At 34.8% G+C, this 13851-nt stretch carries 12 protein-coding genes; 4 read left to right on the top strand and 8 right to left on the bottom strand.

Annotation, left to right across the window (positions count from 1 at the left end; all coding sequences use genetic code 11):
- From ACFIKE_RS00060 to ACFIKE_RS00035, 6 genes are all read right to left on the bottom strand, one after another.
- The coding region (locus ACFIKE_RS00060; protein ID WP_375648097.1) for a hypothetical protein at window positions 1–303 on the bottom strand (303 nt) is incomplete at its 3' end.
- 220 nt (window positions 304–523) lie between these two features.
- Window positions 524–886 carry a hypothetical protein gene (locus ACFIKE_RS00055; protein WP_375625113.1) on the bottom strand — a complete coding sequence of 121 codons (363 nt, stop codon included), beginning with the start codon at window positions 884–886 and terminating at the stop codon, window positions 524–526.
- A gap of 183 nt (window positions 887–1069) precedes the next feature.
- A complete protein-coding gene (locus tag ACFIKE_RS00050) occupies window positions 1070–1426 on the bottom strand; it encodes a hypothetical protein (protein ID WP_375648096.1) in 357 nt (118 codons plus the stop codon).
- Window positions 1427–2199: 773 nt separating this feature from the next.
- On the bottom strand, window positions 2200–2379 hold the full coding sequence (locus ACFIKE_RS00045; RefSeq protein ID WP_375648094.1) for a hypothetical protein: 180 nt from the start codon (window positions 2377–2379) through the stop codon (window positions 2200–2202).
- Between the two features lie 91 nt (window positions 2380–2470).
- Window positions 2471–2692: a hypothetical protein gene (locus tag ACFIKE_RS00040; RefSeq protein ID WP_375648093.1), complete on the bottom strand. Its 222-nt coding sequence runs from the start codon at window positions 2690–2692 to the stop codon at window positions 2471–2473.
- A gap of 431 nt (window positions 2693–3123) precedes the next feature.
- Entirely contained in the window at window positions 3124–3819 is a 696-nt protein-coding gene (locus ACFIKE_RS00035) for an HAD family hydrolase (RefSeq protein ID WP_375625723.1), read from the bottom strand.
- 371 nt (window positions 3820–4190) lie between these two features.
- On the opposite strand from ACFIKE_RS00035, the gene ACFIKE_RS00030 reads away from it, so the two are divergent.
- Window positions 4191–5279, top strand: coding sequence for a site-specific DNA-methyltransferase (locus ACFIKE_RS00030; protein ID WP_375648120.1), 1089 nt, complete (start codon window positions 4191–4193; stop codon window positions 5277–5279).
- Window positions 5280–6033: 754 nt separating this feature from the next.
- On the opposite strand, the gene mutY is transcribed toward ACFIKE_RS00030, so the two are convergent.
- On the bottom strand, window positions 6034–7092 hold the full coding sequence (mutY, locus tag ACFIKE_RS00025; RefSeq protein ID WP_273787922.1) for an A/G-specific adenine glycosylase: 1059 nt from the start codon (window positions 7090–7092) through the stop codon (window positions 6034–6036).
- 142 nt (window positions 7093–7234) lie between these two features.
- Here mutY and ACFIKE_RS00020 point away from each other — a divergent pair, with 142 nt between their 5' ends.
- The 3 genes from ACFIKE_RS00020 to ppdK all read left to right on the top strand — a co-directional run bounded on the left by ACFIKE_RS00020 (window position 7235) and on the right by ppdK (window position 11328).
- Window positions 7235–7735: a DUF721 domain-containing protein gene (locus tag ACFIKE_RS00020; RefSeq protein WP_375625109.1), complete on the top strand. Its 501-nt coding sequence runs from the start codon at window positions 7235–7237 to the stop codon at window positions 7733–7735.
- A gap of 82 nt (window positions 7736–7817) precedes the next feature.
- Window positions 7818–8474, top strand: a complete 657-nt coding sequence (locus ACFIKE_RS00015; RefSeq protein ID WP_375625108.1) for a DsbA family protein — start codon at window positions 7818–7820, stop codon at window positions 8472–8474.
- A gap of 178 nt (window positions 8475–8652) precedes the next feature.
- Complete coding sequence (gene ppdK, locus ACFIKE_RS00010; protein ID WP_375648092.1) at window positions 8653–11328, top strand: pyruvate, phosphate dikinase; 2676 nt, start codon at window positions 8653–8655, stop codon at window positions 11326–11328.
- 1706 nt (window positions 11329–13034) lie between these two features.
- Here the strand turns inward: ppdK and ACFIKE_RS00005 are convergent.
- On the bottom strand, window positions 13035–13851 hold an 817-nt coding region (locus tag ACFIKE_RS00005), incomplete at its 5' end, for a peptidoglycan-binding protein (RefSeq protein WP_375648090.1).

The raw sequence follows: 13851 nt of genomic DNA, 5'->3' as shown, positions 1-13851 counted from the left end.
AAATCCAGTCAAGAATCCAAAACCCAAAGCTCCTACTGTAGAAAAAACTCCTAGCGTAATTGGTTCAAATACTTTCTCAAATTTTCCTTCAATGGCAGTTTCACTTTTTGCTCCATGAGTGAAACTTGGGACATAAAGAGAAGCTATATCGATAGCTTTTTTCTTTCCCTGTTCTATTAGAGAGACAGTTTCCCATTGAATATCATTTTTCAAATGATTGGCATGAACATTTATAACTTGTGAAAGCAAAAAAACAACTGCTATAAAAATATTTAATATGTAAGTTTTCAATACTTTAATCATAATTTATCACCAATACTTTTACTTTTATTTTAAATTGAATTGAATTGAATAGATGCATCGGCAGAATTAGTGCACATTGAGAGAAACAGAAGCATTTAAAGCTTTTTCATTCTTAATGTGATAATTCATTAGTTTTTTGTCATCAACTATGGATAAATACAAAATATATCCATAGTTTATATTTCGTATGAGAAGGTTTTATTCTGATAAAATTTCAATTTTAACGAGATTTAAAATACGATATTATTTTACCTATTATCCATGCTAAAAACATGCCTATCGTACTTGATGCATATCCAAGTGCCATCCCAACACCAAAGGTTCCGAGTGTAAGAGGTTCAACGACCTTTTCAAATTTTCCTTCAAGAGTAGTTTCATTATCCACTCCACGATTTAGAATGGGGCTATAGAGAGAAACGGTATGGACTACATCCTGTCTTTTCTGCTCTATTGCAGAAACAAAAATATTCTCACGATGAGTATTATTTTGCAAATAGTTTGCATGCACATTTACAATCTGTGAAAGAAAAAAGGCAGACATAATGAAAATACTTAACATATGATTTTTTAACAATTTAATCATAATTTACCTCAAATATTTTATAATATTCAATATATATATATGCGTAAATTTATACTTTGGATATTTGGATATAATCTACAACATTTATCTCTTGTATCAAGAGAAGCTTCATTATGTAATTATTTACAACAAATAATAGATTCACAATGAAGCTATTATTCTAGAGTTCTAGACGAGGCTGGATTATTTGAACATTAACACTATGTCCTTTATCCAACTTATTATCGATCCTATAAAGCTCATTGCATATCCAGCAAACAATAGTCCCACTCCTATAGTCATAGGCTCAACGACCTTTTCAATTTTCCCTTGACCTGTTGTTCCATTTTCTGTTTGATAATTTACAGATGGAACATAGAAAGAAGTCGTAGAAACTACATCAGATTTTGCATACTTTACTTGTTCCATTGGGAAAACAGAAAGTTCCTCTTTTGGAGTATCGTTTTTCAAATAGTTTGCATTAACATTTACAGTTTGTGAAATAAAAAAAGTGCTCGCTATAAAAATGCTTAAGATATAATTTTTAAATATTTTGACCATAACTTTACCTCAAATATTTTTAATTTATAGATGTAAGAAAATATACATAATGTTTATATATATCACACTATATACAATTTTTATATTTCAATATGTATTTTTAGTCAATAATAAAAATACATATAAAAATATAAATATAATTTTTTATAAACATTATTGTAAAAAAGTAACAATAATAATTACAAAAATATTTTTTAAAATTTTATGAATTGTTTTGTTATGTGTTATATATAAATAACATGTGGTCATCGTATAATTTTTATAAAATGATATTAATATTATTTTTTAAATACATTTATAGATACTAAAAAATATACAATTATCTCATAGTATAAAGTAGAGCTCGAATTGGATAGAGATAAATGATATTATCTTTGTCTCACCAATGTGAACAGCATATTACTGTGATGTAAAGCAGTGTATAGAAGAATATCAATTCAGACACATTTATGAGTGCTGAAAGATCGGCATTAGATAATATTTTTAACATTTTCTTCTTTCCAAACTGAAAATCCGCTTTTATTTTTAGAAGGGGTGTCTTTCCTAAAGTTGGATTACTTTTGAAAAGATCTGATTTCATTGCTTATTTAAAAAGTCTATGTAAGTGCTTTCGGAAAAATTTGAGCAACTACTGGTATCTCTTTACGTTGTTTAAGGTTATTATATGTTTCATATTTATGTGCTTTTTTAAGAAATCCGTCTCAAGGTACTCAAGCCTATTTTACAATTATAGATATGATGATAAAGCCCCATGATATAAAATTCTTAGGGCATCAGAATCTTTGACGTTTATAAAGAAGAAAGATGGCATCGCCATACACTTTGCTCGCTCCTAATGTTGCTACAACCTTTGCCTCTTGAGATGATTTATTAAGAGGCATTTTTCTTTCTTTATTTAATTCAGCATATCCAGATTTGAAATGAGAGAATCTTACAATATTCGGTTTTTTCATTTAATTTGAACAATGATAAATTATGATTATAAATCAATGTTTTTGCCTGTAAATTACTTGCTATGAAATGTTTTTTATAAAATGCACATCTTCATAAGAATGTATTCTTTTTATCTTTTGTAATCTTAGGGAGGTTGTACCAATTGATGCTGTTTAAATACTGTTTAAGCAGTAAAGTAAATAAGCCTTCAACAAGTTTACGAGATTTGGATTGAGTAAATATAAGCCATTCTAACTCAACAAGGACACTTTTATTGTTTTCAATAAACTCTTGTGTTCCATAGATTCTGGGAATTTTAATATTTTTTTCCATAATCAATACGCACATACCCTACAATTTTACTATAGTGTGTGATTTTTTTGATCAGATGAAAAAGGCTAGCAATTTTCATATCTTATCGAGCAAGGCATCGTAATATTCCTTTTTTGACAAATATAATAATTTATCCGGATGGGCTGCTGAGGTTGGGAGTGGATATCGGAGTTGAGATAGATAAGCAGGGTTTGATTGTTATGAGCTTGCACCGCTGTTTTTTGCTTTTTTAAAGCACGTGCAATGGTTAACTGACTTATGATTGCTCAACGAGGTGCTATATTTTTTCCTTCACATTGAGATACAATTCACCCGTGTTGTGAATTACGCATTTATTGAAGTTATTATAAAAGGAGCAGCGAGAAGAGAAGGACATTTGAATAAAAATGCTTCTTACAAGAGTTTACAAACTGATATATTCAAGAGATTTTTTATAATAGATCTCGCCATACTGCCATTGCTTCTAAGACTTCTCCTAAATGAGCATGTTTTGCGATAACTGTTTCTGCGCCAGCTTCTGCAAGTGCATTAGAGTGACCAAGATAGCTATGGGATCCTCCCGTAAAGCCGATGACACGCATGCCTGCTGCTATGGCTGCGTGTACACCATGAAGTGAATCTTCTATAACGATAGTGTTTTGGGGCTCTGCCTGTAATTGTTGTGCGGCAAAAAGGAAAATATCAGGGGCCGGTTTCGTTCTTTTTGTTCCAACTTCAGGTGCTGAAAATATTTTACCTTCAAAAAGGTCATAGAGATCAACCGTGGTGAGCATCTCTTTTATATCTACGCTTTTTGCATTAGAGCAGATACAGTAGGGATAGCGTGTTTGAATAATTTCTACTGCTTCTCTTACATCATCAATAGCCCGTAATTTAGTTTTTATTTGTGTACGAAAAATATTAGTCATTTGATCTATGAGATGAGCAGAAATAGGTTTTTCTGTTTCCTGTTCAACGTGTTTAAGAATATCGCGAAAGATAAGCCCTGCAAAACGCTCACTCAATTCTTCGGGTGATATTTCATATCCTGTTTGTTTGAGCAATTGTGATCCAATTTTTGCTGCAAGATATTCAGAGTCAACGAGAACTCCGTCACAATCAAAAATAATAAGATCTATCTGAGGCATAAGATATTCCTTTACATGTTATGAGATGGACAACTTTCATGAAAACGATATTGAGAGGATCTTATTTCATAAAAATATGCTTTGAAAATGATTCTTAATTCTTTTACGAAATAAAAGATATGGGAACAGTGCATTGAAAAAAAGAAAAATAAGGTTTCATTCATATGAAAGTTTTTTTACTTAAAAAAACAAAAACAATTATCAATTTTGTAGAACTTTAACGATACGTTTACGCTATTTTGTAAATATGGATTGGTAATGCGGGCCTATAAACTATTTTGGTTGATTATAGGGTAAATTCAGTTAATTTTGTTGGGTTTTTCATGACAGTTATTCAGCTTCAAAAAGATTTTCTTCGTACTCCCTCACAGATGCCATGGCGCAATAAAATTTTTAAAGGAGATTGTGTTTCAGTTCTAGAAAAACTTCCAAAACATTCCGTTGATATGATTTTTGCGGATCCACCCTATAATTTGCAATTGGACGGAGCTTTATACCGTCCAGATCATTCGCTTGTTGATGCGGTTGATGATGCATGGGATCAGTTTGAGAGTTTTGCTGCGTATGATGCTTTTACCCGCGCATGGTTGCTTGCTTGTCGTCGTGTATTAAAACCCAACGGAACACTTTGGGTTATCGGATCTTACCATAATATTTTTCGAGTTGGGACGGCATTACAAGATTTAGGTTTTTGGATGCTTAATGATATTATTTGGCGCAAAAATAATCCGATGCCTAATTTTCGAGGGCGCCGTTTTCAAAATGCTCATGAGACGCTTATTTGGGCTGTGCGAGATCAAAAAGATAAAAAGTATACATTTAATTATGATGCCTTAAAAGCGGCAAATGAAGATCTACAAATGCGTTCGGATTGGCTTTTCCCTCTCTGCACTGGAGCTGAACGTTTAAAGGATGATTCAGGGCGTAAATTACATCCAACACAAAAACCGCAAGCGTTATTAGCGCGTATTATTATGGCTTCTAGTAAACCTGGTGATGTTATTCTCGATCCGTTTTTTGGTTCGGGAACAACAGGTGCTGTTGCCAAGCTTTTAGGGCGTGATTTTGTTGGGATTGAACGCGAGCAAGACTACATTGATGCAGCATGTGAGAGAATTGCATCGGTTAAACCTTTAGCGCAACCAGAACTAGCGATTTTGGATAGAAAAAAAGCAGAACCGCGCGTAGCATTCAACAGTTTGCTTGAAGCAGGTTTACTCTATCCCGGAGAAGTTCTTTATGATCGCAAGAAGCAAGTATCTGCTATTGTAAGAGCTGATGGTACGATTATGCATGGTGGTGAAGCGGGTTCAATTCACGCAATGGGAAGAAAGGCTCAAGATTCGCAGAGTTGTAATGGTTGGACTTTTTGGTATTATGAGGAAAATGGACGGTTGAAGTCCATAGATCATTTAAGAATGATCATACGTTCACAAATGTTAAAAACGGGTGTTTTATGAACTAAGCTGATTGCTTCATTCTGTTGATCACCAATGTACCTGATCTTGATTGAGATGGAGGTGGAGCCGTTTTATGCCTTTCTTAGATGTTTTTTATTGATACACTAATCTCGCTTGTAAGCGGCAAGCGAGTATTTTTATGCTTCTTGTAGAAGAAATTAAAATGAGAAACTTTCACTCTATGTTCTAATTTGAGTTCCAAAACAGTAAAATTTCAATATAATTTTATGAAAATGAAAGACTAGAATTAAAAGGCTCATTCAGAAGTTCAAAATTAAGTGCTTTTTTGAGATAATACGTACATCTGTAAAGTGTGTATGATGTAATTTATTTATAAAGATAATTTAGCGCAACTCATATTGAATTATCCTCGGAATATCGTCAAATTTTTTCATTTCAAACATGTTCCATATTGAATCAATGAAATTTACTTGCTTACATGTCATCAGCGGAGTTGGCGTGTGAATAAAAATTGTTAAAGAAAAAATTAAAAGTACCTTTTATGAACCGTTTCAAGTGCCAAGGGTTGTTTTAGGGGACTGGTAAATATAATGATGGTATGGATTTGCTCCTTCATAAGCGAAAAAAGGATAGATCCTGAAATTTAAATCTAAGCTTTTCTATCCCTCCTTAATTCTTATCTGTAGGAAAAATTGGTTATTTCATTTTTTTAAATTTTTCTTTTACAGATTAAGAAATGGTTGCTAGAGATACAAAAGTCTCTGTTAGAAAACATTTTTACGAATAGGGAAGGTTATTTAAATCTGAAAGAATTGGGAAGTGCTACAGAAATGGCTTTTTTCATAACAGTAGGTAGTGCTTCTTCGGCAAGATGTTGAATGTTACACCACCAACCATTTTCACAATTCATTTCATGAACATCCTCAGTATAGTAAACATCGAGTTTTAGAGAAAAGTGAGTAAAAACATGCGTAATTTGTCCTTTGAATTGCCAATTGGCAGTAAAGGGTGCGTTTTGGAGCCCATTTTCGTTGTTTATGCCAATATTGTTAGGAATTTGGGTCATTCCACCAAGGAGCTTTTGCGTCTGTCGTTTTTCCAAATAAATTTGTCTCTTTTTATTAAGAGCCACAAAAGCAATACCTGTTTTTGAAGGGCGTTCTTTTTTAGGGGCTTTGACTGGAAAAGATTCCGGTTGTTGCGTCTTTGCTGCTTTACATAAACATTGAAGAGGGCAGGTATAACAAGATGGTTTGCGTGGAGTACAAACTGTTGCTCCTAAATCCATCATTGCTTGAGCAAAGTCACCAGGACGATTTAAAGCAGTAATTTTTTGTGTTTTTTCTTTAATTTCAACTTTTGCTTTTTGTAATATTGAAGTGATAGCAAAAAGGCGCGCTACCACACGTTCGACATTACCATCAACCACTGCTACAGGGTGATTAAAAGCAATTGAAGCAATGGCTGCGGCAGTATAATCTCCAATACCGGCTAGAGTTCGCAATTCTTTTACAGATTGTGGAAATTGTCCTGCGTAGTTTTCAACAAGTTGTTGCGCACATTTTTTAAGATTACGTGCGCGTGAATAATAACCAAGTCCAGCCCATGCTTTCATGATGTCATCTTGTGAGGCTTTTGCTAAAGAGGAAAGATCAGGCCATAGTTTCAGAAACTTTTTAAAATAAGGCTTAACTGTTTCAACGGTTGTTTGTTGAAGCATGATTTCAGAAAGCCAAACTTGATAAGGATCAGGACGGATACCTTGTTTTTGCTTTTCGGGGGTAATCCGCCATGGGAGATGTCTGTGATTTTGATCGTACCAAGCAAGGAGGTGCGAAGAAATTTCATACATGATTGTTTTCAAGCATAGGAAGATATAAAATGCAAAAGAAAAAATTATTTATTTTGTTGATATTTCATAAATTGAGGAGGCAATAATTTTTAGATGAAACAAATGATTTTAATTTAGTAAGCGATTGAACAATGATCTAAAAATGAGAAAACAACTTAAAAAACATATCTTTTATTCTCTTTCTGAGACGGTATACAAAATACTTGATCCAGTTTTACGCAAACGGACAGGGCTTAATGTAGCGCTTATAGAACATTGGCCACAAATTGCGGGCTATGATATCAGTGAACATACAATGCCGCTTAAAATTATTTGGAAACGTCGTGCAGATCAAGATGATGTTTTTCAGCCAGCAACACTTGTTGTCGCATGTGAAGGATTTGCTGCGTTAAAATTGATGCATGAAACAGAGGAGTTACTTCATAGAATTAACGGATTTTTTGGCTATATTGCTATTGATCGCATCAAGATTGAGCAAAGGAGTATGTCGGTTTTTATGAATCACTTGCCTCTAAAATCATCTTTGAGTGAACAAGACAAAAAATGCGTGGGAGAAATGCTTGAAGGAATTGAAGATAAAAGCTTGCGCCAATCACTTTATAAACTTGGCTGTTGCATTTTCTTGGAAAAAAATAATAAATAGAAAGATATTTTATATATTTTTCTTTAATATATGAGAAAGCATTGGATTCTTATTCGTTAATAACAACAGAAAAGTATTATTTATGGTAAAATATCGTTCTTTTTTATCTTTCGGGATAATTTTTCTCTTCATAACGATTGTACAAAACAGTGTAACAGTTGCTTTAGCGCGTGATCCAAAACCAGTGGCAACTGTTGATATGGAAGAGCTTCTCCAATCGGATAAAGTAAAGGATCGCTTTGAGGGAGAGGCGGATGCACCGGTCATCATTGTTGAGTATGCTTCGTTGACATGTGCCCATTGTGCGCATTTTTATAATGATATACTTCCTCAAATTCGTAAAAAATATATCAAAACAGGAAAAGTAAAACTGATTTTCCGCGATTATGCTTTTGATCCTCGGGCAACAGCAGGTTTTATGTTGGCACGGTGTGCACCAGAAGATCGCTATTTTCCTTTGATAGAAGTTTTATTTCAAAAACAAAATGAATGGGCTTTCGGAAAAGATGCTCTAACACCATTGAAAAAAATTGGCTTAATGGCTGGTTTTACAGATGAAAGTTTTACTGCATGTTTGAAAAATCAAGCCATTTTAGATGAAGTGAATGCATCCTTTGAGCGTGGTAAAGAGCTTGGTGTTACAGCAACGCCTACTTTCTTTATTAATGGTAGTAAATATGAAGGTGCTATGAAAGTAGAAGACTTTTTTTCGGTGATTGATAGTTTTCTTAAAAAATGAATCTTAATCTTCCAGAAGATGGATAGTGATACTTTTTGTCATTATCGCTTTTGGAAGGATTAATAGTATGCATTTATGAAGCAATATTTTTTGTTAAGCCGATTTTGAATCAAATCATTGCTTTTAAGTGAGCCTAGGTTGAATGATGTTTTGATGCTGATATGGGAGGATTTGTACAGTGAAAAAATGGGTTTATAGTTTTGGAGATGGAAAGGCAGAAGGAAGTGCAAGTGAGCGTAACCTTCTCGGAGGTAAAGGGGCTAATTTGGCAGAAATGAGTAATCTTGGTTTACCCGTACCACCCGGATTTACGCTGACAACAGAAGTTTGTAATTTTTATTATGCCCATGACAAATCATATCCAGAAGAGCTACAGGAATCTGTTAAGAAAGCACTAAAACGCGTTGGTGAACAAACAGGACGTGAATTTGGAAGTGAGCAAAAGCCACTTTTGCTTTCTGTTCGTTCAGGAGCTAGGGCTTCTATGCCAGGGATGATGGATACAGTGCTTAACCTTGGCATGAATGATGAGACTGTAAAAGCCATTGCTTTACAAGCTAATAATGAACGTTTTGCTTATGATAGTTATCGGCGTTTTATCCAAATGTATTCTAACGTTGTTTTGGGATTAGATCATTCGTATTTTGAAGAAATTCTTGATGAAGCAAAAGTACGCAATGGTTACACTATTGATACAGAAATGACAGCAGATGATTGGAAGAACATTATTACTTCTTATAAAGCATATGTTGAAGAAAAATTAGGAAAACCTTTTCCACAAAATCCTGAACAGCAGTTATGGGGAGCAATTGGAGCCGTTTTTTCAAGTTGGATGACAGCACGTGCAGTTACCTATCGCCGTTTACATAATATTCCTGAAAGTTGGGGAACGGCAGTTAATGTGCAAGCTATGGTTTTTGGCAACATGGGTGAAGATTCGGCAACAGGTGTTGCTTTTACACGCAATCCATCAACAGGGAAAAAAGAGCTTTATGGTGAATTTTTAGTTAATGCGCAAGGGGAAGATGTTGTGGCGGGCATTCGAACGCCTCAAAATATTACAGAAAATGCGCGTATTGTTGCTGGCTCAAATAGGCCGTCATTAGAAAAAATTATGCCTGAGGCTTTTTTGAAATTATGTCAGATAGCGCAGAAGCTTGAGCAGCATTATCGGGATATGCAAGATCTCGAATTTACCATTGAAAAAGGTAAATTATGGATGCTTCAGACTCGTTCAGGAAAACGCACGGCTCGTGCGGCTCTCAAGATAGCAATTGAAATGGTTGAGGAGGGGTTAATAAACCGTGAAGAGGCTGTGATGCGTATTGATGCAAAGTCGCTTGACCAACTTTTGCATCCAACACTTGATCCCAAAGCAGAACGTTTTGTTATAGGACGTGGTTTACCTGCTTCTCCTGGAGCCGCAACTGGTGAAATTGTTTTTACTTCAGAAGAGGCAGAAACTGTGTCGGCAGAAGGTCGCAAAGTTATTTTGGTCCGTATAGAAACAAGCCCAGAAGATATTCATGGTATGCATGCTGCGGAAGGAATTTTAACAACGCGTGGCGGTATGACAAGTCACGCTGCTGTTGTTGCGCGGGGGATGGGAAAACCATGTATTTCTGGTGCTGGCAGTGTGCGGATTGATTATAACACAAATACGCTGTTTGCTTCAGGAGAAAGCTTTAAAAAAGGTGATGTTATCACAATTGATGGTGGAAGTGGAGAAATTTTCAAAGGGAAAGTTGCAATGTTGCAGCCTCAGCTTTGCGGAGACTTTGCAAAATTAATGGAATGGGCTGATGGGATGCGACGTATAAGAGTTCGCGCTAATGCTGATACACCATCTGATGCCCGTATGGGGCGCTCTTTTGGGGCTGAGGGTATAGGTCTTTGCCGTACGGAGCATATGTTTTTTTCTGATGAACGTATCGTGGCCATGCGTGAAATGATTTTAAGCCATGATGAAAATGGTCGTCGTAAAGCACTAGATAAGCTTTTGCCAATGCAGCGTTCAGATTTTATTGAATTATTTGAAATTATGTGTGGTTTACCTGTTACTATCCGCTTGCTAGATCCACCATTACATGAATTTTTACCTAAAACGAAAGCAGAAATTCTTGATGTTGCAACAGCTATGGGTGTTTCTGCTGAAGTTCTTGCTGAACGGGCTCAGCAGTTGCACGAATTTAATCCTATGCTTGGATTACGTGGATGCCGTTTAGCTATTACTTATCCTGAAATTGCAGAAATGCAAGCGCGGGCGATTTTTGAAGCAGCAGCAGAAGCTGCCCAAAAATCTGGATCTCCTGTTATGCTTGAAATTATGGTGCCACTTGTTGCGCTTAAATCTGAACTTGATTTTGTAAAAGCGCGTATTGATCAGGTTGCTGAGGAAGTGATGAAAGAAAAGGGAAGCACTATTCAATATATGGTTGGGACGATGATTGAGCTTCCAAGGGCGGCGCTTCGAGCAGATGAAATTGCTGAAACTGCTGAATTTTTTTCATTTGGAACAAACGATTTGACACAAACTACTTTTGGGATTTCCCGTGATGATGCTGCTCCTTTTTTGGCAACCTATTTTCAAAAAGGTCTTTTAGAGCAAGATCCTTTCGTGTCTATTGACCGTGATGGAGTAGGAGAACTTATTACCATTGCTGCACAGCGTGGACGATCAAAGCGTGCAAAAATAAAATTGGGAATTTGCGGTGAACATGGAGGCGATCCTGCCTCTATTGCTTTATGTGAAGAAAATAACCTAGATTATGTTTCGTGTTCTCCTTTTCGAGTACCAATTGCTCGTTTAGCAGCAGCTCAAGCCGCAATAGCAAAAAAGGGTATAATGGGTTAATATTTTTTTGTTGTATAGTTATTACTAAAATAAATTTTTATATATTCTTTTATTTTCTTTAATAAAGGAAATAAAGTGCTTCTAAAATGCACGATAAGTTATGTTACACGAGAAAGTGTTTTTTTGAGAAGTTTATGAGAGAAAATATGAAGCAGGATAGACAAAGATGTATTATTAATACACTTTCTATTGACGAACCTCTTGATAGAGAGAAATGTGTTATTGTGCAGTCAATTTACACGTTTGCTTTTTTATAGGGGAATGAATTCCTCACGCAAAATAGAATGCTCCAAACAAATGCATTTTTTTGCACATCATGCTGTTTGAGATAGACATTTCTCAGTGGATGCCCCATTTCACATTGACATTCGTGGAATGGGGATTGTGTAAAATTTCCCGTAAGTTTATAAAAATCTTCCCAAAGTATATAAACTCTACTATGCACTACCATTTTTACATTTATGAAGGAATATCAAAGTTATACAATATGTTGATTTATAATGATAATTTATCATTTCAACTTCTTTTATAATGAATCAATCAAAACCATGTTTTTTGCATGTTACAGGCGGAATTAGCGTCTGTGAATAAAAATAAAGCAAGGATATGCTTCTTATGAATCATCTCAAGTGTCAAGAGCTGTCACAAATTGAAGGTAGGTATAGTGTTGTAATGGTGCCCGGCTTGCTTCGTCACAAGCATAAAGATGATAGCGCACAAGTGGGGTTGCTATTATTATTCACGGGCCGTTGTTGCGAAATGGGCTTGGGTGCTTTAGAAATGTTTTTTTAAGAAAGCCCGTGAATGGCAATCCACATATATTCCGTTTAGGACATTTTGTTTTACGTGAGGAGGCGTGGGCCCAAAAAGATACGAGCTAAAAAAAGCATGAGGCAATAGGTAATCTCCATTATTTTAAAGACATTGCTTTAGATGTCTTTAAAAGTCGTAAAGCTGAATTAAAAGGAAATGGCAAAGATGAAAAATTGGTTTCTACCCTTAAAATTTCATATTCTTCCCAAATTAGACTGTCTCTCTGTTTCAGAGAGTATACAAACAGAGATACGTAATGCCCTTGCCTCCTATTTGGCATACAAAAGCTATAGCAGTTGAGAAAGTACTAAACTGTCTTAACATTTGCTTCAAACATGCTGCTGCGTTAGGTTTAGATGTTAATTTATAGGCGACACCAAAAGCACACGTTCTCTTAGAAAACAACGTCATAAAACACAAAACTTTCCAGCAATAGATTGGAGAGAATTGCCGATTTTTTATCAGACACTTTGCGAAACAACAACCATAATACAACTAGCTTTACGTCTACTTATCCTTACAGATGTTTGCACAAATTCTTTGCATCATATTTATAAAGATCAAATTGACGATAAGATATGGACAATTAGTGGCTCGATAATATGAAAGGTTTACGTGATACTACAAAAATTTCGTGTCCTTTTATCATCAGAAGCAATAAAAATTCTAGAACGACCGCGTTTGCTATTTTGCAATATTTCTTTTTTCTGCAATCGGTTGTGGTTTTCTTACAGCAAGTTGTATGGCTCAATATGTAATGTGTAAGAAAACCATTCTGATCGATTGAATATAAGAGGGCTTGAGATGAAGGAATGTTTGAGGGCATTAAACAAGCGAAAGATGAATTATCATTATAAATTAAGAGATTATTTTTATAGTATAGATGATTAGCTTCAATTTAATAAACCAATTTCACGCATTTTCATTAAAATTGTGTGATTAATTTTACCTGTTACAGGAAGATCAAACATTTTTTGAAATTGTTTTAAGGCTTCTATCGTCTTTTGATCTTCTATTCCTGTGACAATAACCTCTTCATTCCCAAAAATATGTAAAGCTTTTTGCACTTGTATAATATCTTCGACAGAAGGCTCTGAAATAGCTTCTTTTAAGTGCGTCATATTTTTTGTTTCTATTTCGCTCTGCTTAATTAATATCGCAATTTCATCTGTTGCGGGATTAGATAGAACATTCTTTTGCATTCTCTGAGCAGCTTGTTGTTTCCATAAAGTGATGGCACGGCGTGTTTTAGGTCCTTCCAGTCCATCTAAAGGTCCATCATAAAGTCCTAATTTTGCTAGTTCTTTTTGCTTTTCCAGCATGCTTGCTGATTGAGGAGGTAAAGGTGAATTTGTATGGTGATGACTTGGAGAATGTAGAGAAGTTACACGAGAGAGTTCTTGTGATTTTGCTTCTTTTTCCAATAAAGTAGAGCTCTTTCCTATACTTTGAACGGAGGAAAATTTCATTTGAGTTAAAATATTTTGATGCGTTGTCATTTGCGAAAATAAAGCATTAAATGAAATAAATAAAAAACTAATGCTAAAAAGAAGAGATCCAACAAAAAATAAAGTATTTTTTCGTGTATAGAAATAAAGAGTTTTTGCTATCCAAAAAATAAAATGAAAAATTATAAGAAGAAGTGTTATAACAATACTACTAGAGTATTTACGGTGTTTTACAGTTTTTTTTCGGGTCGTCTTTCGTTTT

It is taken from the genome of Bartonella sp. MU70NMGDW (assembly GCF_042194085.1).
GTDB lineage: Bacteria > Pseudomonadota > Alphaproteobacteria > Rhizobiales > Rhizobiaceae > Bartonella > Bartonella grahamii.
Note: the sequence above shows the minus strand (reverse complement) of the source record. Positions and strands in the feature narration are given on the sequence as shown.